The sequence below is a fragment of the Streptomyces sp. 12E genome (assembly GCF_055633275.1).
Map to the genome: position 1 here is coordinate 2,024,053 of NZ_JBVNCJ010000001.1, position 19,370 is coordinate 2,043,422.

The window sequence follows — 19,370 nt, forward strand, 5'->3', positions numbered from 1 at the left end:
GGGACCCCCTTCGTTCAGGAGCCGGCGCCCGGCCTGTCCACGAGTTCCACCTGATCCACGGCGTTGCACCAGCGGCACCGCACCGACTCGATGGTCTCATCGAGCACCTCGCGCTCCTCGACCCTGGGCTCTCCGGCCAGATCGAGGTGCACGTACTCGACGACCTTCGACGAGCGGGTCACGTCGAAGCGGGTGAGGTTGCCGCAGAGGGTGCAGCGCCACCGCGTCGAGGCGGTCGGCAGAGGAACCGTCATCGTGGCTGTTCGCCTTCCTTCCAGTGTCCGTGACGCACCGGCTCCCCGGTGCGCCTGGCTCGTAACCCTACGGCCTGGCGGGCGCCCGCCGCCCGCCCGCCCACGGCGGCGAGGCGGTCTGTGCGGTTGCGTCCGGTTACGTCATGCTCTGTATTCATGATCCGCAACTGGAGCACGTCGGCCGCCGGGGCGATCCGGGGCACCTCCGCGCCGGTGACCCACACCCTCATCGTGCTGTGCTGCCTGGTCTTCCTGATCGGGCCGGCCTCCGGCCTGCATCCGGCCCACGGCACCGGGGAGGAGCTGCTGGACGCGCAGCGGGCCTACTTCCGGCGCTGGGGCGTCATCCCCGCAGACCTGTTCGAGGGACCCCCCGGCACCGTCCTCACCCCCGCCACGGCGCTGTTCGTGCACGGCAGCTGGGTGCACCTGCTCGGCAACATGCTGTTCCTCCACGTCTTCGGAGCGATGGCGGAGGCACGGATGGGCCGGGTGCGGTTCATCCTGTGCTACGCCGGCTGCGGCTACCTCGCGCTGCTGGGGTACGCCGCCGCCAACGCGGACTCCGAGCGGTCCCTGGTCGGCGCCTCCGGAGCGATCTCGGCGGTGCTCGGCGCGTTCCTCTTCCTGTTCCCCCGGGCCCGGGTGACCAGTCTCCTGCCGTTCCTGTTCTTCCTGCCGGTGCGCCTGCCGGCGTGGGTGGTGCTGCCGTTCTGGGCGGCGCTGCAGTGGGCGGCGGCGGGACGGGCCGGCGAGGGGCCGGGGGTGGCGTACCTGGCGCACCTGATCGGGTTCGGGCTGGGCTTCGGCTACGCGTGGGGGCGTTTCCGCGGGGCGACTACAGTGAGCACCGCCCCTGCTCCGGCCCCCGAGGGAGAGAACCAGCCGTGATCACCGCGATCGTCCTCATCAAGACCAGCGTGGACCGGATCCCCGAGATCGCGGAGCGGATCGCCGCGCTGGACAGCGTCAGCGAGGTCTTCTCCGTCACCGGCACCTACGACCTGATCGCCATGGTGCGGGTCCGCGAGCACGAGGACCTGGCGGAGGTCATCCCCGGCCGGATCAGCAAGATCCCGGGCGTCGAGGGCACCGACACGCACGTGGCGTTCCGCACGTACTCGCAGCACGACCTGGAGGCGGCGTTCGCCATCGGCCTGGACAGCTAGCGGTCCGCCGGGGGGCGGGATGCCCGGCCGGTGCCGGTGCCGGACCCCTCGGCCGTCCTTTCGCCCCCTCCGCCCCAGACCCCGCTCCTCGGACGCCGGAGGGGCCGACTCGACGCCGGAGGGGCCGACTCGACGCCGGAGGGGCCGACATCCGGCGGGTGGATGAAGAGTTCTTCATCCGGCGCTCATCCGGGGGCCGCGGTGCGGCGCGCAGGATCGGGGCATGGTCTTCACTCGCCGGATGGCGGCCCTGGCCGCCGTCGTCCTGATCCCGCTGGGCGTCGCGGCGACCAGCTTCGCGCTCGCCGACAGCCCCGCACCGCCCAAGGTGCCGCCCCAGGTCGAACTGGACAGCGGCCCCCCCACTCCGGCGCCCACGGCCCCGTCCGCGCGGCCCGAGCCCACACCGAGCGACGAGGTCGTCTCCCGGCCCCCGGTGACCGACAGCCCAGCGGATGACGACGATGACGACGACCGAGGCCAGGACTCCCCGGACGACGCCCCCGGCGGGGACGACGGACCGGACGACGACGGCTGACCGGGTCCGCCGCCGGATCTCCGCCCGGGTCCGCATCCTGCTGTGGCTGCTGTTCGTCATGGCGGTCGCGCTCGCCTCGGTCGCCATGACCACCCGCTCCTTCCTGCTGCGGGACGTCGACCACCGGATCAGCGGGCTGCTCGCCCAGGAGGCCGGTGAGTTCGCCAACTTCGAGGAGCGCGGCTTCGACCCGGAGACGGGCCGGCCCTTCACCGACCCGGACCGGCTGCTGCGGGTCTTCCTGGAACGGCAGTACGCCGACCCGGACGAGGAACTGATCGGCCTGGTGGCCCGCGGCAGCGGCGGTCCCGCGAAGCTCACCCAGCCGCGCGAGCTGCCCGTCGCCCTGCCCCTGCACCGGGACGGCGACGCCCGGCGCCGCATCTTCGACTCGCCCGACGCCTCCGGTGTGCTGCACCGACCCGAGGGCGAGATCCGCTGGGCCAAGGTGGCCGTGGCCCGGCACGGCGGCGGCGCCCCGGAGGCGGCGTTCGTCGTCGCCTTCCACCCCGAGCGCGAAGTGGCCCGGGTGGACGAGGTGTTCCGGGTGCTGCTCGCCATCTCCGGGGTCGCCCTGCTGCTGACCACCGGTATCGGCTGGGCGGTCGCCGGGCGGATCCTGCAGCCCGTACGGCTGGTGCGCACCGCCGCCGCGCAGCTCACCGAGCAGGACCTCACCCGTCGTATCGCGGTGCGCGGCCACGACGACATCGCGGCCCTCGCCGAGACGTTCAACGCGATGCTCGACCGGCTGGAGCGGGCCTTCGCCGCCCAGCGCCAGTTCGTCGACGACGCCGGCCACGAACTGCGCACCCCGATCACCATCGTGCGCGGCCACCTGGAGCTGATGGGCGACGACCCGGCCGAACGCGAGGAGACCGTCCGCCTCGTCACCGACGAACTCGACCGGATGAGCCGCATCGTGGAGGACCTGCTGCTGCTCGCCAAGGCCGAACGCCCCGACTTCGTCACCCCGGAGCCGGTCCAGCTCGCCGAACTCACCGCCGACGTCTACGTCAAGGCCCGCACCCTCGGCGAACGCGACTGGCAGCTCACGGACATAGCCGACCGGGAGGCACGGCTGGACCCCCAGCGGATCACCCAGGCCATGGTGCAGCTCGCGCAGAACGCGGTGCAGCACACCACCACCGGCCAGACCATCCGCATCGGCTCCCGCACGCAGGGTTCCCGGATCGAGCTGTACGTCGCCGACTCCGGCCCCGGCGTCCGGCCGCAGGACCGGGAGCTGATCTTCGAGCGCTTCCGGCGCGGCACCTCCCGGCGCGGGGCGCGCGGTTCGGGCGCCGGACTCGGCCTGTCGATCGTCAAGGCGATCGCCGAGGGCCACGGCGGCCGGGTCCGTCTGGACGACACCGAGGGCGGCGGCGCCACCTTCGTACTCACCCTGGAAGAGGCACGTCAGTGAACCGGATCCTGATCGTCGAGGACGAGGAGCGCATCGCCTCCTTCGTGCAGAAGGGCCTGCGCGCCAACGGCTTCACCACCACCGTCGTCCCCGACGGCGAGGCCGGCTACGAGTACGCCCTGACCGGCGGTTTCGACCTGGTCGTCCTCGACATCGGGCTGCCCGGCCGGGACGGCTTCACCGTGCTGCGCGAACTGCGCGAGTCCCGGGTGACGACCCCGGTGATCGTGCTGACCGCGCGGGACTCGGTCCGGGACACGGTGGCCGGTCTGGAGGGCGGCGCCGACGACTGGATGACCAAGCCGTTCCGCTTCGAGGAACTGCTCGCCCGGGTACGGCTGCGGCTGCGCACGGCGGCCCGGGCGCCGGAGGTGACGGTGCTGAGGGCGGGTTCGCTGAGCCTCGACCTGCGCACCCGCCGCGCCCGGGCGGGGGACCGCACCGTCGACCTGACGGCCCGTGAGTTCGTGCTCCTCGAACTGTTCCTGAGGCACCCGGGGCAGGTACTCTCCCGCGAGCAGATCCTCTCCCACGTGTGGGGCTACGACTTCGACCCGGGCTCCAACATCGTGGACGTGTACGTCCGCGCGCTGCGCAAGAAGCTCGGCGCGGAGAAGGTGGAGACGGTCCGCGGGATGGGCTACCGGCTCCCCGCGTGACGGGGCCGGGTGAAGTTCCCTTCATCTTCGGCTCATCGACGGCTCACCGCCCGGGCGGATCGTCGATGGCGTGACACTGACTCCCCGCTCGACCGCGGCCCTGTGCGCGGCGCTGTCGCTGTGCGCGCTGCTCGCGGTCCCCGGCGCCTTCCCCGGCCTCGGCCCGGACGCGCGCCTCACCCTCGCCGTGTTCGCGCTGGCCACCTGCGCGTGGGTCGGCACCCCGATCGACGACACGTACATCGCGCTGGGCGCCGGACTCGCCCTGACGGTGACCGGGGTGATCAGCAGCGACACCCTGTTCGGCACCCTGGGCGACTCGACCGTGTGGCTGCTGATCTGCGCGTTCGTCCTGGCGGCCGCGGTGACGCGGACCGGGCTCGCGGGGCGGGCGGCGGCCTTCCTGGTCGGCGGGGCGCGTACGGTACGGCAGCTGACGCACCTGACGACGGCCGCGCTGGTCGTCACGGCGTTCGCGGTACCGGCCACCTCCGGCCGGGCGGCGCTCGCCCTGCCGGTGTTCCTCGCCCTCGCCAAGGCACTCGCCGACCGGAAGCGACTGGTCGTGATGCTGGCGCTGCTGTTCCCGACCGTGATCCTCCTGTCGGCGGTGGCGACCCTGATCGGCGCGGGAGCACATCTGATCACCGTGTCGGTGCTGTGGGAGACCGCCGGGGAGCGGGTCGGCTTCACCGAGTGGCTGCTGCTCGGGCTGCCGCTGGCCGTGGCCTCCTCCCACCTCGCCGCCGAGGCCGTCCTGCTCACCACCACCCGGCGCGCGGACCGCGCGGGCCCGGTGCACATCACCGCCGAGGAGATCCAGCGGCACAGCGACCGCCCGGTCACCGGCCCCTGGAGCCAGGCCGAGAAGCGCTGCGCCCTGCTGCTGGCCACGGTCGTCGCCCTGTGGTGCAGCGAGCCGCTGCACCGGGTGTCCCCCGCGGTGGTCGCGCTGATCGGCGCGGTCGTCGCCGCCTCGCCGGCCCTCGGCACCGTACGGCTGAAGGACGCGCTGAAGACGGTGCCCTGGTCGCTGCTGCTGTTCATGGCGGCGACGATGGCGATGGGCGTGGCGCTCGCCGAGTCGGGCGCGGCGAAGTGGCTGGTCGGCGGGTTGCCCGCGGGGATCACGCCGGTGATGTTCCTGGCGGTCGTCGTCGCGGTCAGCACGGCCGCCCACCTGATCCTGCAGTCCCGTTCCGCCCGTTCCTCCGTACTGGTCCCGCTGGTGGTCGCGGCGGCCGTGGGCGCCGGGGTGAACCCGGTCGCGGCGGCACTCGCCTCCACCGCCGCCGCGGGCTTCTGCCACACGCTCCCGGCCTCCGCGAAACCGGTCACGCTCTTCGCGGAGATTCCCGGCACCCCCACCTACACCCCGCGCGACCTGCTGCGGCTGTCCGCCGTGCTGGCCCCGCTCACCGCCGCCCTGGTCCTGCTGTTCGCCGTCGCGGTGTGGCCGCTGCTCGGCGTCCCCGTGACCCGTTAAGGAGTTCCCCTCATGCTGAACCGTGTCGTCGTAGCCCCCAGCGGCTTCAAGGAGTCGCTGTCCGCCCAGGCCGCCGCCGACGCCATCGCGGCGGGCGTCCGCCGGGTGCTGCCGGACGCCGAGATCGACCGTATCCCGCTGGTGGACGGCGGTGAGGGCACGGCCTCGGCGCTGGCCTCGGCGACCGGCGGCCGGCTGATCGCCCTGACCGCCACCGGTCCGGTCGGGGAACCGGTCGGCACCCACTTCGCGCTGCTCGGCTCCCGGGACACGGCGGTGGTGGAGATGGCGGCGGTCGCCGGCCTCTCCCTCGTCCCCCGCACCCGGCGCGACCCGGGCGCCACCACCACGTACGGCGTCGGGGAACTGATCCGCGCCGCCCTCGACCGGGGCGTACGGCGCGTCCTGGTGGGCTGCGGCGACTCGGGCACCTCCGACGGCGGCGCGGGCGCGCTCCAGGCGCTGGGCGCCCGGCTGCTGGACGCGGACGGTCTCGAACTGCCGCCCGGCGGGAGCGCGTTGACGCGTCTGGCCCGCATCGACCCGGCCGGCCTCGACCCCCGTCTCGCCGACGTGGAGCTCCTCGTCGCCTGCAACCCCTTCAACGTGCTGTGCGGGGAGCGGGGCGTGGCCCGGGTGTTCGGACCGCAGAAGGGGGCGACCCCGGAGCAGGTCGAGGAGCTGTCGGCGGCGCTGGAGAACTGGGCGCGGGTCCTGACCCGTGATCTCGCCGTCACCGGCACGGACCTGCGCCTCGGCCGCGGTACGGGCGCCTCCGGCGGGCTCGGCGCCGGGCTCGCCGCCCTGGGCGGGTCCCTGCTGCCCCGCTTCCACGTCCTGCTGGACCACCTCGACCTGGACGCCCGGCTGGCCCGCGCCGATCTGGTCGTCACCGCCGAGGGCGCCCTGGACCACCAGACACCGCGCGGCAAGGTACCGGCGGAGGTGGCCCGCCGCGCCAAGCTGTCCGGACGGCCGGTGCTGGCGCTGGCGGGCACGCTCGGGGAGGGGGCGGGGGAGGTGCCGGGCGTGGACGCCTGCCACGGCATCCTGCCCGCGCCGATGGCCCTGGCGGAGGCGCTGGTGCGCGGTGCGGAGCTCCTCACCGACGCGACGGAGCGCGCGCTGCGCATGATCGTGCTGGGCGCGCGGCTGCCCGTGCCCGCCCACCACTAGGTTCCGCCCCGCCCCCTTCCCGTTCCCGTCCCCCGGGGGCGCCGCCCCCGGACCCCCGCTCCTCGAACGCCGAAGGGGCTGGTTTCCAGCCCCTTCGGCGTTCGAGGAGGAATCAGGCGGACGTGTCCGGGACGCAGCGGCCGTCCACCGTGCGGTAGGTCCAGCGGGCGCCGTCCCGCACGAGTTCGCGCACCGCGCGCACGAAGCGCTCCACGTGCTCGTCCGGCGTCCCCGCGCCGAAGCTCACCCGGACGGCGTTGAAGGACTTCTCGCCGGGCGCCGCCCCGGGGGCGCCGCACTCGCCCTGGGCCCCCGGGTCGCCGCCGAGCAGCGTGCGCACCAGCGGGTGCGCGCAGAACAGTCCGTCGCGCACGCCGATGCCGTACTCGGCGGAGAGCGCGGCGGCGAAGTGGGAACTGTTCCAGCCCTCCACGACGAAGGAGAGCACGCCCACGCGCGGGGCGTCGTCCCCGAACAGGGACAGGAACCGCACCTCGGGCACGTCCGCGAGCCCTTCGCGCACCGCGCGGATCAGCTCCTCCTCGCGGGCGACCAGGGTGTCGAACCCGGCCTCGGTGAGCGCCTTGCAGGCGGAGGCGACGGCGTGGGCGCCGATGACGTTGGGCGAGCCGGCCTCGTGGCGGGCTGCGCCCTCGTGCCACTCCACGTCCACTCCCCCGTCCGCGCGCCGGGTGACCGTGCGGCTGGCGCCGCCGCCCGCGAGGTAGGGATCGGCCTCCCGGAGCCAGTCGGCGCGGCCGGCCAGCACCCCGGAGCCGAAGGGCGCGTACAGCTTGTGCCCGGAGAAGGCGACCCAGTCGACGTCCAGGTCCCGCACGCTCACCGGATGGTGCGGGGCGAGCTGGGCGGCGTCCAGCACGATCCGGGCGCCGTGCGCGTGCGCGGCGGCGGCCAGTTCCCGTACCGGCCACAGCTCGCCGGTGACGTTGGAGGCGCCGGTGACGCAGACCAGGGCGGGGCCGTGGGGGGCGCGGTCGGCGAGGGCGCGCTCCAGGTTCTCCACGGCCTGGCGGGGGCTGCGCGGGGCGTCCAGGCAAGTGACCCGCGCGTCCCTCCAGGGCAGCAGGGAGGCGTGGTGCTCGGTCTCGAAGACGAAGACCTCGCAGCCGTCGGGGAGCGCGCCGGCGAGCAGGTTGAGGGAGTCGGTGGTGGACCGGGTGAACACCACCTGGTCCCCGGTACGGCAGTCGAGGAACTCGGCGACGGTCCGGCGGGCGTTCTCGAACAGGTCGGTGGAGAGCTGGGAGAGGTACCCGGCGCCCCGGTGGACGCTGCCGTAGTACGGCGCGTAGGCGGCCACGTCGTCCCACACCCGCTGGAGGGCGGGGGCGCTGGCGGCGTAGTCGAGGGCGGCGTAGACGACCTCGCCGCCGGTGACGAGGGGGACGGTGACGTCCTGGCCGAGGACGGGCAGCGGGGCGCGGACGGACGGGGCGGCAGCGGTGGAGACGGACATGACGGAGCTCCCGGTGAGGCGGGCGGAACCCCCGCGCGAGCACGCGTCGCTCGAGCACGGAGGGAAAACGGAGGGAAAACGGAGGGAAAGGGGAAGGGGTGTGCGGAGGCGGGGCTCGGCAGCCCTAGCGCATTCGCTTGCTCACGGAAGACTCCTCGACGACCAGGACCCCTGGTGTGCGAGGGGTCCGCGCTTGCCGTGCGCCCTGCTGCTCACGGCCTGGTCTTCACCCGGGGCACCCCGCCACGGACGGAGGGTTGCCGGACAGCCGGCCGGGGCCTGATGGCTGTCACTCATGACCTGGACAGGAAAGTACGGGAAACGATCGACGTCCCGCAACCCGTGTCCGGATCGCGGGACGTCGTACCAGCCCTGCGGCTACGCGTTGCTGACGGCCACCCAGCGCTCCAGGACCCGCTTGGCGGCCCCCGAGTCGATCGACTCGGCCGCCTTCGCCATCCCGGCGCGGATCCGCTCCGTCAGGGTGCCGTCGCCCGGCTCCAGGGCCACCAGCGCCGCCGCCGAGTTCAGCAGCACCGCGTCCCGCACGGGGCCGCCTTCGCCGTCGAGGAGCCGGCGGGCGACCTCGGCGTTGTAGGAGGCGTCGGCGCCGCGCAGCGCCTCCACGGGCACCAGTTCGATGCCGACGTCACGCGGGTCGAAGGTCTCCTCCTCGACCTTGCCGTCGCGGACCACCCACACCCGGGAGGTGGCGGTGGTCGTCAGCTCGTCCAGGCCGTCGTCGCCGCGGAACACCAGGGAGGAATGGCCGCGCCCGGCGAAGACGCCGGCGATGATCGGGGCCATCCGGGCGTCGGCCACACCGATGGCCTGCGACCGCACCCTGGCCGGGTTGGTCAGCGGGCCGAGGAAGTTGAAGACGGTCCGCACCCCGAGCTGGCCGCGCGCCGCCGCGACGTGGCGCAGCGCCGGGTGGAACTTCACCGCGAAGCAGAAGGTGATCCCGGCCTCCTCGGCGACCTCGGCGACCCGTCGCGGGGTCAGCTCCAGGTTGACGCCGAGCTTCTCCAGGACGTCGGAGGCGCCGGACGCGGAGGAGGCGGCCCGGTTGCCGTGCTTGACGACCTTCGCGCCGGTGCCGGCCACGACGATCGAGGACATCGTGGAGATGTTCACCGTCCTGGCGCCGTCCCCGCCGGTGCCGACGATGTCGACGGTGGCGCCCGGCACCTCGATCACGTTGGCGTGGTCGTACATCGCCCGCACGCAGCCGGTGATCTCCTCGACGGTCTCGCCCTTGGCCCGCAGGGACACCGCGAACCCGGCGATCTGCGCGTCGGTCGCCTCGCCGCGCATGATCAGGTCCATCGCCCAGGCGGTGTCGTCGGCGGACAGGTCCCGGCCGTCCAGCAGGCCGTTCAGCAGGGCGGGCCAGGAGCGGCCCGCCGCGGTGTCGCCTCCAGCGGGGGTCACAGCGCTCATGGCCGCTCCTGATGGTCGTGGAAGAAGGGTCCGGGAACCCGGCGGGGTCCCGGACCCCACCCTATCCAGCTCCGGGGACGGCGAAGGGCCCCCGTCCGCAGAACGGACGGGGGCCCTTCGCCGTCGTGTGGCGACTGGGGTGAGGCGCGGAAGGTGATCAGTGGTGGCCGTGGCCGCTCGTGATCTCCTTGTACTCCTCGACGGTCGGCTTCGGAATCTGGGACTCCTCGCCGTAGTAGCCCTTGCTCAGCTTGGCGCGCAGCTTCTCGGTCGCCTTCACCTTGCGCCGGACGCCGTTCTCGTCGACCGTCGGGCCGATCTCGAACGGCTTGTACTGCTCGTGCGCCGTGAGGGTGTACATCTGCTCCTGGCTGAGCGGCTCGTGCACCTCGATGAACTCACCGTGCGGCAGGCGCTTGATGATGCCCGACTCGCGGCCGTGCAGCACCTTGTCCTTGTCCCGGCGCTGGAGGCCGAGGCAGATCCGCTTGGTGACGACGAACGCGATGACCGGGCCCACGAAGAAGCCGATGCGGACGAACCAGGTGACCGCGTTGATCGAGAGGTTGAAGTGGGTGGCGAAGATGTCGTTGCCACCACCGATCAGCATGATCATGTACGCCGTGACCCAGGCGACGCCGAAGGCCGTACGGGTCGGGGCGTTGCGCGGCCGGTCCAGGATGTGGTGCTCGCGCTTGTCCCCGGTGATCCAGGACTCGATGAACGGGTAGAGCGCGATGACCGCCAGGAAGAGACCGAAGATCGTCAGCGGGATGAAGACGCCCAGGACCAGGGTGTGGCCCCAGAAGTTGATCTCCCAGCCGGGCATGGCGCGGATCAGGCCCTCGGCGAAGCCCATGTACCAGTCGGGCTGGGCGCCCGTGGAGACCATGTCCGGACGGTACGGGCCGATGTTCCAGATCGGGTTGATGGTCGCGATGCCGGCGATCAGGGCGGTGAAGCCGAAGACCAGGAAGAAGAAGCCTCCCGCCTTGGCCATGTAGACCGGCAGCAGCGGCATGCCGACGACGTTCTTGTTGGTGCGGCCGGGCCCGGCGAACTGCGTGTGCTTGTGGTAGAAGACCAGGATCAGGTGGGCGACCACCAGGCCGAGCATGATGCCCGGCAGCAGCAGGATGTGGATCGAGTAGAACCGCGCGACGAAGTCGGTGCCGGGGAACTCCCCGCCGAACAGGAACATCGAGATGTACGTGCCGACGATCGGCACGGACAGGATCGCGCCCTGGGTGAAGCGGACACCGGTTCCGGAGAGCAGGTCGTCCGGCAGCGAGTAACCGGTGAAACCGGTGAACATGCCGAGGACGAACAGCAGGAAGCCGAACAGCCAGTTGATCTCACGCGGCTTGCGGAACGCGCCGGTGAAGAAGACGCGCATCATGTGCACGAACATGCCGGCCAGGAAGATGACCGCGGCCCAGTGGTGGATCTGCCGGATCAGCAGACCGCCGCGGACGTCGAAGCTGATGTCCAGCGTCGACTTGTAGGCCTCGCTCATCAGCTGGCCCTGCAGCGGGACGTACGAGCCGTGGTACTCCACCTCGTTCATCGACGGGTGGAAGAACAGCGTCAGGTACACACCCGTGAGGATGATGATGAGGAAGCTGTAGAGGCAGATCTCGCCCAGCATGAAGGACCAGTGGTCCGGGAAGATCTTGCGCATGTTGGCCTTGGCCAGGGAGTAGATCCCCAGCCGGCCGTCGGCCCAGTCGGCGACGCGTTCGCCGGCCGGAGCCTTCCCACGAGAGCGGGACTCTGTGCTGGTGTTGGTACTCATCCGCGCTCCCAGAAGGCAGGACCGACGGGCTCTTCGAAGTCGCCGAGCGCTTCGAGGTAACCCTCGTCGTTCACGCCGATGCGCAGCTGCGGCAGCGGGTGACCGGCGGGACCGAAGATCACCTTGGCGCCGTCGGAGAGGTCGAAGGTGGACTGGTGGCAGGGGCACAGCACGTGGTGCGTCTGCTGCTCGTACAGGGAGATCGGACAACCGACGTGGGTGCAGATCTTCGAGTACGCGAGGATGCCCTCGTGCGACCACTCGAGCGACTGCTTGTCCTTGATGTCGTCCGGCTTGATGCGGACCAGCATCAGAGCGGCCTTGGCGATCTCGTTCTGGAAACCGTGGTCGTGCTCGTCCAGGCCCTCGGGCTTGGCGAAGGTCAGCGAACCGGTGATCAGGTCGGACGGCCGCAGCGGCTCGTTGGTGTTCATGTTGACGAGCAGCTTGCCCTTGGCCCACAGGGTGTGGCGCAGCTTCTCCTCGGGCAGCGGGCCGAGCTCGCGCAGCAGCACGACGCCGGACAGCGGCACCAGGGTGAGCGCGCCGAACATGGTGTTGCGGATCAGCTTGCGGCGACCCAGCTGCGACTCCTTGGCACCCTGCCGGAAGTCGTCCATGACCTTGGCCCGGAGGTCCCGCGGCGCCTCGATCGGGTGCCGCTCGTCGGTCAGCTCCTCGTCGGACATCAGGGTGCGGGCCCAGTGGACCGCGCCCGCGCCGATGGCGAACAGCGCGACGCCGAGCGTCACACCGAGCGCGAAGTTCAGGGCACTGATGTGACCCAGCGGGAAGATGTAGACGATCTTCTCGACCGGGATCGCCACGAACGAGGCGATGAAGCCGATGGTGGCCAGCATCGACAGCGTGAACAGCAGGGCGACCGTGCGCTCGGACCGCTTGGCGGCCCGCTCGTCGATGTCCTGGATCCGGTGCTCGTGGGGCGGCATGCCCGGGTCGGCGAACGGGTTCTTCTCGTCCGCGACCTTCACGGCGCCGTGGGCGGTGTCCTGCCCTGCGGGCAGGTTCTCTTCGGGAATGTCTTGGCTACTCATGACTTCTTGGCCTTTGCGGTCCGAGCGGCGACCCACACGGCGACGGCGATCAGTCCGCCGAGACCGAAGATCCAGCCGAACAGGCCCTCACTGACCGGGCCCAGCCCGCCCAGCTGCATGCCGCCCGGGCTCTCGGACTGATCGGTGTTGACCTCGCCCAGGTACGCGATGATGTCCTTCTTGTTCTGCTCCGACAGCGTGCTGTCGGGGAAGGAGGGCATGTTCTGCGGGCCGGTGAGCATGGCCTCGTAGATGTGCTTGGGGGCGACGTCCTCCAGGCTGGGGGCGTACTTGCCGTGCGTGAGCGCACCGCCCTTGCCGGTGAAGTTGTGGCACTGCGCGCAGTTGTTGCGGAACAGTTCGCCGCCCTTGGCGATGTCGGCGCCCTCGGGGCCGTACTGCTCCTCGGTGGGCACGGCCGGGCCGGCGCCCAGGGAGGCGATGTACGCCGCCAGCTGGTCGATCTCGGCCTGCGTGTAGACGGCCGGCTTGTCCGGGATCTGCGCGGCCTGCGAGGTGGCGGCCGGCATACGGCCGGTGCTCACCTGGAAGTCGACGGCGGCGGCGCCCACGCCCACCAGGGTCGGACCATCTGAGGTGCCCTGACCGCCGGTGCCGTGGCAGCTGGCGCAGCCGACCGCGTAGAGCTTCTTGCCCTCCTCGATGGTGAGGGACTGGGCGGTTTCGTCGGCCTGCGCCTTGTCCGCGGGTGCGAACACGGCGTAGAGCCCCCCGGTGCATGCCAGCGCGAGGAGTAGGACGACGAGCGCCGCCAGCGGATGGCGTCGTCGTGCGGAGAGCTTTTTCACGGATTACCCCGGTGTCAGGATCTTCTGCGTCGATGCTTCTGGTTGGTGCGCTCCCGAAGAGCGCGGGGATGCGGGTCCGGCTACTTGATCATGTAGATCGTGGCGAAGAGGCCGATCCAGACGACATCGACGAAGTGCCAGTAGTAGGACACGACGATGGCCGCGGTCGCCTGCTCATGAGTGAACCTCTTGGCCGCGTAGGTCCGGCCCAGGACCAGCAGGAAGGCGATGAGACCGCCCGTCACGTGCAGGCCGTGGAAGCCGGTGGTCAGGTAGAAGGCCGAGCCGTACGCGTCCGAGGAGAGGGACAGGCCGTAGTGCTTGACCAGCTCGGTGTACTCGAGGACCTGACCGCCGATGAAGATCGCGCCCATGATGAAGGTGACGATGAACCACATCCGGAGCTTCTTCACGTCACCGCGCTCGGCGGCGAAGACGCCGAGCTGGCAGGTGAGGGAGGAAAGCACCAGGATCGTGGTGTTCGCCGCCGAGAACGGGAAGTTCAGGTAGTCGGCCTTCTCCGACCAGAAGTCGGGTCCGGTCACCGATCGCAGGGTGAAGTACATCGCGAAGAGGGCCGCGAAGAACATCAGCTCGGAACTCAGCCAGATGATGGTTCCGACGCTGGTGAGGTTCGGTCGGTTGACCGACGGGTGCGCGTGCCCGGTATCTACTGTCGTTGCTGTCGCCACGCCGACATTATGTCGGTCGCTTATCCCGCCCTCACTCCCGGGGGTGCCGTTCGGTGTGTTCAACCGTCCTGGACTGCCCGGATGGCCCATCCGTGGACCGCGCCGGGGCCGTCTCGAAGGCGTGTCCGAACCAGTGTTGACAAGCGGTCGGAGGGGGTAGCATCCGCGCCATCGGTACCCGAAGTGCCCGACAGAGCCGTGCCCTCTCTCTTACGCGTGGAGGAACAATGCAGGCGACCGCCACGGTGCTGGTCTACAGCGACGACGCCAACACCCGGGAGCAGGTGCGACTCGCCACCGGGCGGCGGCCTGCGCCGGACGCGCCCGTCGTGGAGTTCGTGGAGTGCGCCACCCCGGCGGCCGTGCTGGCGGAGCTCGACCGGGGCGGCATCGACGTGTGCGTGCTGGACGGCGAGGCCGTGCCGATGGGGGGCATGGGGATGTGCCGGCAGATCAAGGACGAGGTGTTCGACTGCCCGCCGGTGCTGCTGCTGATCGGGCGGCCGCAGGACGCGTGGCTCGCCACCTGGAGCCGGGCGGAGGCGGCGGTCGCCCTGCCGGTGGAACCGGTGGAGTTCGCCTCGGCGCTGGCCTCGCTGCTGCGGCGGAAGCACCTGCAGAGCGCCTAGGGGCCCGCTCCCTCCCGTGACACGGCGGCTGCGGGGCCGTCGCGGCCGGTCGCGCCCACGCGGCGGGGCCGCGCATGCGACGGCCCCGCACCCCTTTCGGGGCACTACACGGCCGTCGGCCGGAGGCGTGCGGCCTCGTCGCGGTTCTGGGCCGTGCCGGAGGCCAGGGCGCTGCCCGCCCGCCACTCGGCCCAGTCGAGGTTCCAGTCGCCGTAGCCGTTGCCGAAGGGTTCCATCGTGTCGCCGGCCGAGTTCTCGACCTCGACGACGTCGCCCTGGCGGACGGTGTCGAAGAACCACTCCGCGTCCTCGGTGCTCATGCCGACGCAGCCGTGGCTGACGTTGTCGTAGCCCTGGAAGTCGACGGACCAGGGGGCGGCGTGCACGTACTCGCCGCTCCAGGTCACCCGGGTGGCGAACTCGACGTCCAGGTCGTACGACTCCGTCGAACCCTCGGCGATGCCGACGGTGGTGCTGCGCATACGTACGAGGCGTTCCTTGGCGAGCACGACCTTGACGCCGTTGCGGGTCTCGAAGCCGGGCTTGCCGGTGGTGACGGGGATCCGCTTGATCTCCTCGTCGTTCTTGTAGACCGTCAGCCGGTGCTCGGCCGCGTCGGCGACGGCTATCACCCGGTCGCCGGTGCGGATCGTCAGGGGCTCGGACCTGCCGCCCCGCAGCCGGTCGTTGACCTTGACGCCCTCCAGGGCGCTGCGCACGCTGACGGTGGCGTGGGCGGGCCAGTAGTCCCGGGGGCGGTAGTGCAGCTTCTTGTCGTCCACCCAGTGCCAGCTGCCGGACACGGCGGGGGTGGACTCGACCGTCAGGGCGCGCTCCACGACGGCCCGCTGGGCGCGGTCCTTGACGGGCGCGCTCAGCTCGGCGGTGAGGGGCTGGCCGACGCCGTACGTGCCCGCCCCGGGGCCGAAGGCGACGGCCAGGCGCTTGGTGGTGGTGGGGCTGCCGGTGGTGAAGGCGAGGACCCTGCGGCCGGGCGCCCCGTCCTCGTCCTCGGTGCTCACCCGGACCGTGTACCGGGTATGGGCGTCCAGCGGGGAGGTGCTGTGCCAGCGGCTTCCGTCGGCGGCCAGTTCGCCCGCCACGTGGCGGCCCGAGGCGTCCACGGCGGTGACGTCCGTGATGCGCCCGTCGGGGTCCTCGGCGACGACCTCCAGGGGCTTGTCGGGGTCGGCCTTCCCGCCCTCCTCCACGGAGCCGCCGAAGGAGACCCGGTCCGCCGCGTCGTAGGGCTCCGCGGACAGCGGGTCGCCGTCGGAGGAACAGCCCGCGACGCCCGCGACGAGGGCGACCACCAGCAGCGCGCGGCCTGCGACGCGGCTCCGCCCGGCGCCCGCGCCACGAGGGGGCTCGATGCGTCTCATGGCCTCACGCTAGGAACCCGCGCCCTTCCCGGCTCACTGGACGGCCCGAACGGGTGAGACGACGCCGAGGGGCCCGGACCCTCCTGGTGGAGTGTCCGGGCCCCTCGGGAAGCACGCCCTCGTTACTGGGTGCGGTTCTCACCGCGGTAGTACTCGAAGACCCAGCCCCAGATGCCGAGCAGGAGCAGCGGCGCCGAGAAGTACATCAGCCACCAGCCGATCGCGACGCCCATGAAGGCCAGGGCACCGCCCGCGGCCAGGGCGAGCGGCTGCCAGCTGTGCGGGCTGAAGAACCCGACCTCGCCGGCGTCGTCGGCGACGTCCGCCTCCTTGTTGTCCTGCGCGCCCACGTCGACCCGCCGGGCCGTGAAGCCCAGGTAGAAGCCGATCATGATGCTCAGGCCGAAGGCCAGGAAGAGGGCGGTGGTGCCGACCGGCTCCCTCGACCACACGCCGTAGACCACGGCGATGATGAGGAAGAAGAAGCTCAGCCAGATGAACATCTTGCCCTGGATCTTCACTTGCCGGCCTCCTTGCTGCCGGAGAGGGCCTTCTCACCGTGACCGGCGTTCTCGAGCTCGTCGAGCGCGGCGATCTCCGGGTGGTGCAGGTCGAACGCCGGGGATTCGCTGCGGATCTTCGGCAGGGTGAGGAAGTTGTGCCGCGGCGGCGGGCAGGAGGTCGCCCACTCCAGCGAGCGGCCGTAGCCCCACGGGTCGTCGACGCCGACCGGCTTGCCGTACTTGGCCGTCTTCCAGATGTTGTAGAAGAACGGCAGCATCGACATGCCGAGCAGGAACGAGGCGATCGTGGAGACCGTGTTCAGCGCGGTGAAGCCGTCGGCCGCGAGGTAGTCCGCGTACCGGCGCGGCATGCCCTCGACACCCAGCCAGTGCTGGACGAGGAAGGTGCCGTGGAAGCCGACGAACAGCGTCCAGAAGGTGATCTTGCCGAGGCGCTCGTCGAGCATCTTGCCGGTGAACTTCGGCCACCAGAAGTGGAAGCCGGCGAACATCGCGAAGACGACCGTGCCGAAGACCACGTAGTGGAAGTGGGCCACCACGAAGTAGCTGTCGGAGACGTGGAAGTCCAGCGGCGGCGAGGCCAGGATGACACCGGTCAGACCACCGAAGGTGAAGGTGATCAGGAAGCCCAGCGTCCACAGCATCGGGGTCTCGAAGCTGAGCGAGCCCTTCCACATGGTGCCGATCCAGTTGAAGAACTTCACACCGGTCGGGACCGCGATCAGGAACGTCATGAAGGAGAAGAACGGCAGCAGGACACCGCCGGTGACGTACATGTGGTGCGCCCACACCGTCACCGACAGACCCGCGATCGCGATCGTCGCGCCGATCAGGCCCATGTAGCCGAACATCGGCTTGCGGGAGAAGACCGGGATGATCTCGGAGACGATGCCGAAGAACGGCAGCGCGATGATGTACACCTCGGGGTGGCCGAAGAACCAGAACAGGTGCTGCCACAGCAGCGCCCCGCCGTTGGCCGAGTCGAAGATGTGACTGCCGAACTTGCGGTCCGTCTCCAGGGCGAACAGCGCCGCCGCCAGCACCGGGAAGGCGAGCAGGACCAGCACACCGGTCAGCAGCACGTTCCAGGTGAAGATCGGCATCCGGAACATCGTCATGCCGGGCGCGCGCATGCAGATGATCGTGGTGATGAAGTTGACCGAGCCGAGGATGGTGCCGAAGCCGGAGAAGGCCAGACCCATGATCCACATGTCGGCGCCGATGCCCGGCGAGCGGACCGCGTCCGACAGCGGCGAGTAGGCGAACCAGCCGAAGTCGGCCGCGCCGTCCGGGGTGAGGAAACCACCCAGCGCGATCAGCGAGCCGAACAGGAACAGCCAGTAGGCGAACATGTTCAGCCGCGGGAACGCCACGTCGGGCGCGCCGATCTGCAGCGGCATGATCCAGTTGGCGAAACCGGCGAACAGCGGCGTCGCGAACATCAGCAGCATGACCGTGCCGTGCATCGTGAACGCCTGGTTGAACTGCTCGTTCGACACGAGCTGCAGACCCGGCCGGGCCAGCTCCGCGCGCATCACCAGGGCCATCACGCCACCGATGATGAAGAACACGAACGACGTCGCCAGGTACAGCGTGCCGATCGTCTTGTGGTCCGTGGTCGTCAGCCACTTGACGACGAGGCTGCCGCGGCTCTGGCGCCTGGCCGGCAGCTCGTCCTCGTAGTGGGAGCCTGCGGCCGCGGCACCCTGGGATTCGTTGAGGATGCTCACAGGATGTTCGCCTCCCGGTTCTTCTCGTGCTTCGTCTGGTCGATGCCAGCGGGCACGTAACCGGTCTGCCCCTTCTTCACGAGGTCCTTCAGGTGCTGCTCGTAACGCTCGGGGGAGACGACCTTCACGTTGAACAGCATCCGGGAGTGGTCGACGCCGCAGAGCTCGGCGCACTTGCCCAGGAAGGTGCCCTCACGGTTGGGGGTCACCTCGAAGGCGTTGGGGTGGCCCGGGATGACGTCCTGCTTCATCAGGAACGGCACCACCCAGAAGGAGTGGATGACGTCGCGCGAGGTCAGCACGAAGCGGACCCGCTTGCCCTCGGGCAGCCACAGGGTGGGGCCCGGGTTGTTGGTCTGCGGGTTCCGGGTGCCGGGGACACCGCAGTCGTAGACACCGCCGGCGTCGGCCGGGAAGGCGTTCTTGTAGCGTTCCGGGACCGACTCGAGTTCCTTGGACGTCTTGGCGTCGCCCGTGGAACCCTCGACGTTCTCGACGTAGTTGAAGCACCAGCTCCACTGGAAGCCGACCACGTTGACGGTGACGTCGGGCTTCTTCTCGAGCTTCAGCAGTTCGGATTCGTCGCGCGCGGTGAAGTAGAAGAACACCGAGACGATGATGAGCGGAACCACCGTGTACAGCGCCTCGATGGGCATGTTGTACCGGGTCTGCGGAGGAACCTCCACCTTGGTGCGGCTGCGCCGGTGGAAGAAAGCACTCCACAGGATCAGGCCCCACACCAGCACGCCGATAGCGAGCGCGGCAGCCCAGGACCCCTGCCACAGCGAGAGGATCCGCGGAGCCTCTTCCGTGGTGGGGGTGGGCATGCCAAGGCGGGGGAAGTCCTCCCATGTGCAACCGGTGGCGGTCGCCAGGACCAGGCCCGCGGTCAGTGCCTGCAGCAGCTTCCGCCGCATCGGGCGCCGCGGCGAGCGGTCGGAGCCGTTGGGACTCACGTAGCGCCTTCCCGAGAGTCTCGCCCGCGCGGATTGGCTGCGGCCTGCCTTCTCGCTGGTCGGTCGCCGCCCTGCGTCGGGCAGGGGTTTGGATGTTTATGCGGACCAAACCCTAGCCGACCCTCTCCAGGGGGTCGCGAGGAGGGGTGCCTAGTGGGCGGGGTGGTTCG

At 70.8% G+C, this 19,370-nt stretch carries 19 protein-coding genes and 1 riboswitch; of the genes, 8 read left to right on the forward strand and 11 right to left on the reverse strand.

The window, feature by feature from the left end:
- Window positions 1–14 precede the first annotated feature (14 nt).
- Complete coding sequence (locus tag ACZ8ZB_RS09515; protein WP_004989130.1) at window positions 15–254, reverse strand: hypothetical protein; 240 nt, start codon at window positions 252–254, stop codon at window positions 15–17.
- Between the two features lie 156 nt (window positions 255–410).
- Between ACZ8ZB_RS09515 and ACZ8ZB_RS09520 the strand changes: the two genes are divergently transcribed.
- From ACZ8ZB_RS09520 to ACZ8ZB_RS09550, 7 genes are all read left to right on the forward strand, one after another.
- The gene (locus ACZ8ZB_RS09520) at window positions 411–1,145 is read left to right on the forward strand and encodes a rhomboid family intramembrane serine protease (protein WP_470737261.1); all 735 of its coding nucleotides are present in this window, start codon (window positions 411–413) and stop codon (window positions 1,143–1,145) included.
- A complete protein-coding gene (locus tag ACZ8ZB_RS09525; RefSeq protein WP_030820493.1) occupies window positions 1,142–1,423 on the forward strand; it encodes an Lrp/AsnC family transcriptional regulator in 282 nt (93 codons plus the stop codon). The genes ACZ8ZB_RS09520 and ACZ8ZB_RS09525 overlap by 4 nt, the downstream gene beginning before the upstream one ends.
- A gap of 223 nt (window positions 1,424–1,646) precedes the next feature.
- Complete coding sequence (locus tag ACZ8ZB_RS09530; protein ID WP_470737262.1) at window positions 1,647–1,961, forward strand: small secreted hydrophilic protein; 315 nt, start codon at window positions 1,647–1,649, stop codon at window positions 1,959–1,961.
- On the forward strand, window positions 1,888–3,387 hold the full coding sequence (locus ACZ8ZB_RS09535; protein WP_470737263.1) for a sensor histidine kinase: 1,500 nt from the start codon (window positions 1,888–1,890) through the stop codon (window positions 3,385–3,387). The genes ACZ8ZB_RS09530 and ACZ8ZB_RS09535 overlap by 74 nt, the downstream gene beginning before the upstream one ends.
- Window positions 3,384–4,046: a response regulator transcription factor gene (locus ACZ8ZB_RS09540; protein ID WP_470737264.1), complete on the forward strand. Its 663-nt coding sequence runs from the start codon at window positions 3,384–3,386 to the stop codon at window positions 4,044–4,046. Before ACZ8ZB_RS09535 ends, ACZ8ZB_RS09540 begins: the two co-directional genes overlap by 4 nt.
- Window positions 4,047–4,116: 70 nt before the next feature.
- Window positions 4,117–5,532: an SLC13 family permease gene (locus ACZ8ZB_RS09545; protein ID WP_470737265.1), complete on the forward strand. Its 1,416-nt coding sequence runs from the start codon at window positions 4,117–4,119 to the stop codon at window positions 5,530–5,532.
- A gap of 12 nt (window positions 5,533–5,544) precedes the next feature.
- On the forward strand, window positions 5,545–6,708 hold the full coding sequence (locus tag ACZ8ZB_RS09550; protein WP_470737266.1) for a glycerate kinase family protein: 1,164 nt from the start codon (window positions 5,545–5,547) through the stop codon (window positions 6,706–6,708).
- 112 nt (window positions 6,709–6,820) lie between these two features.
- Here ACZ8ZB_RS09550 and ACZ8ZB_RS09555 read toward each other — a convergent pair whose 3' ends face one another.
- From ACZ8ZB_RS09555 to ctaE, 6 genes are all read right to left on the reverse strand, one after another.
- The gene (locus tag ACZ8ZB_RS09555) at window positions 6,821–8,185 is read right to left on the reverse strand and encodes an aminotransferase class V-fold PLP-dependent enzyme (RefSeq protein ID WP_470737267.1); all 1,365 of its coding nucleotides are present in this window, start codon (window positions 8,183–8,185) and stop codon (window positions 6,821–6,823) included.
- A 184-nt stretch (window positions 8,186–8,369) separates the two neighbouring features.
- Window positions 8,370–8,486, reverse strand: a riboswitch (SAM riboswitch).
- 77 nt (window positions 8,487–8,563) lie between these two features.
- Entirely contained in the window at window positions 8,564–9,628 is a 1,065-nt protein-coding gene (gene trpD / locus ACZ8ZB_RS09560) for an anthranilate phosphoribosyltransferase (protein WP_470737268.1), read from the reverse strand.
- Between the two features lie 157 nt (window positions 9,629–9,785).
- Window positions 9,786–11,423 (reverse strand): cytochrome bc1 complex cytochrome b subunit, encoded by a 1,638-nt coding sequence (gene qcrB / locus ACZ8ZB_RS09565; RefSeq protein WP_470737269.1) that lies wholly within the window; start codon window positions 11,421–11,423, stop codon window positions 9,786–9,788.
- Window positions 11,420–12,478, reverse strand: a complete 1,059-nt coding sequence (qcrA, locus tag ACZ8ZB_RS09570; protein ID WP_470737270.1) for a cytochrome bc1 complex Rieske iron-sulfur subunit — start codon at window positions 12,476–12,478, stop codon at window positions 11,420–11,422. Before qcrA ends, qcrB begins: the two co-directional genes overlap by 4 nt.
- The gene (qcrC, locus tag ACZ8ZB_RS09575; RefSeq protein ID WP_470737271.1) at window positions 12,475–13,287 is read right to left on the reverse strand and encodes a cytochrome bc1 complex diheme cytochrome c subunit; all 813 of its coding nucleotides are present in this window, start codon (window positions 13,285–13,287) and stop codon (window positions 12,475–12,477) included. Before qcrC ends, qcrA begins: the two co-directional genes overlap by 4 nt.
- An 80-nt stretch (window positions 13,288–13,367) precedes the next feature.
- Entirely contained in the window at window positions 13,368–13,979 is a 612-nt protein-coding gene (gene ctaE, locus ACZ8ZB_RS09580) for an aa3-type cytochrome oxidase subunit III (RefSeq protein WP_470737272.1), read from the reverse strand.
- Between the two features lie 227 nt (window positions 13,980–14,206).
- Here ctaE and ACZ8ZB_RS09585 point away from each other — a divergent pair, with 227 nt between their 5' ends.
- Window positions 14,207–14,608 (forward strand): response regulator, encoded by a 402-nt coding sequence (locus ACZ8ZB_RS09585; protein ID WP_470737273.1) that lies wholly within the window; start codon window positions 14,207–14,209, stop codon window positions 14,606–14,608.
- Between the two features lie 104 nt (window positions 14,609–14,712).
- Here the strand turns inward: ACZ8ZB_RS09585 and ACZ8ZB_RS09590 are convergent, their stop codons facing one another.
- The 4 genes from ACZ8ZB_RS09590 to ctaC all read right to left on the reverse strand — a co-directional run bounded on the left by ACZ8ZB_RS09590 (window position 14,713) and on the right by ctaC (window position 19,200).
- Entirely contained in the window at window positions 14,713–15,990 is a 1,278-nt protein-coding gene (locus ACZ8ZB_RS09590) for a L,D-transpeptidase (RefSeq protein WP_470737274.1), read from the reverse strand.
- A gap of 122 nt (window positions 15,991–16,112) precedes the next feature.
- Window positions 16,113–16,511: a cytochrome c oxidase subunit 4 gene (locus ACZ8ZB_RS09595; protein WP_470737275.1), complete on the reverse strand. Its 399-nt coding sequence runs from the start codon at window positions 16,509–16,511 to the stop codon at window positions 16,113–16,115.
- Window positions 16,508–18,244: an aa3-type cytochrome oxidase subunit I gene (gene ctaD, locus ACZ8ZB_RS09600; protein WP_470737276.1), complete on the reverse strand. Its 1,737-nt coding sequence runs from the start codon at window positions 18,242–18,244 to the stop codon at window positions 16,508–16,510. Before ctaD ends, ACZ8ZB_RS09595 begins: the two co-directional genes overlap by 4 nt.
- On the reverse strand, window positions 18,241–19,200 hold the full coding sequence (gene ctaC, locus ACZ8ZB_RS09605; RefSeq protein WP_470737277.1) for an aa3-type cytochrome oxidase subunit II: 960 nt from the start codon (window positions 19,198–19,200) through the stop codon (window positions 18,241–18,243). The genes ctaD and ctaC overlap by 4 nt, the downstream gene beginning before the upstream one ends.
- Window positions 19,201–19,370 lie beyond the last annotated feature (170 nt).

Coding starts and splice junctions, on each gene's coding strand:
- ACZ8ZB_RS09515 (WP_004989130.1), bottom strand. CDS start 254: ATGACGGTTCCTCTGCCGACCGCCTCGACGCGGTGGCGCTGCACCCTC.
- ACZ8ZB_RS09520 (WP_470737261.1), top strand. CDS start 411: ATGATCCGCAACTGGAGCACGTCGGCCGCCGGGGCGATCCGGGGCACC.
- ACZ8ZB_RS09530 (WP_470737262.1), top strand. CDS start 1,647: ATGGTCTTCACTCGCCGGATGGCGGCCCTGGCCGCCGTCGTCCTGATC.
- ACZ8ZB_RS09535 (WP_470737263.1), top strand. CDS start 1,888: ATGACGACGACCGAGGCCAGGACTCCCCGGACGACGCCCCCGGCGGGG.
- ACZ8ZB_RS09550 (WP_470737266.1), top strand. CDS start 5,545: ATGCTGAACCGTGTCGTCGTAGCCCCCAGCGGCTTCAAGGAGTCGCTG.
- ACZ8ZB_RS09555 (WP_470737267.1), bottom strand. CDS start 8,185: ATGTCCGTCTCCACCGCTGCCGCCCCGTCCGTCCGCGCCCCGCTGCCC.
- trpD (WP_470737268.1), bottom strand. CDS start 9,628: ATGAGCGCTGTGACCCCCGCTGGAGGCGACACCGCGGCGGGCCGCTCC.
- qcrB (WP_470737269.1), bottom strand. CDS start 11,423: ATGAGTACCAACACCAGCACAGAGTCCCGCTCTCGTGGGAAGGCTCCG.
- qcrA (WP_470737270.1), bottom strand. CDS start 12,478: ATGAGTAGCCAAGACATTCCCGAAGAGAACCTGCCCGCAGGGCAGGAC.
- ACZ8ZB_RS09585 (WP_470737273.1), top strand. CDS start 14,207: ATGCAGGCGACCGCCACGGTGCTGGTCTACAGCGACGACGCCAACACC.
- ACZ8ZB_RS09590 (WP_470737274.1), bottom strand. CDS start 15,990: ATGAGACGCATCGAGCCCCCTCGTGGCGCGGGCGCCGGGCGGAGCCGC.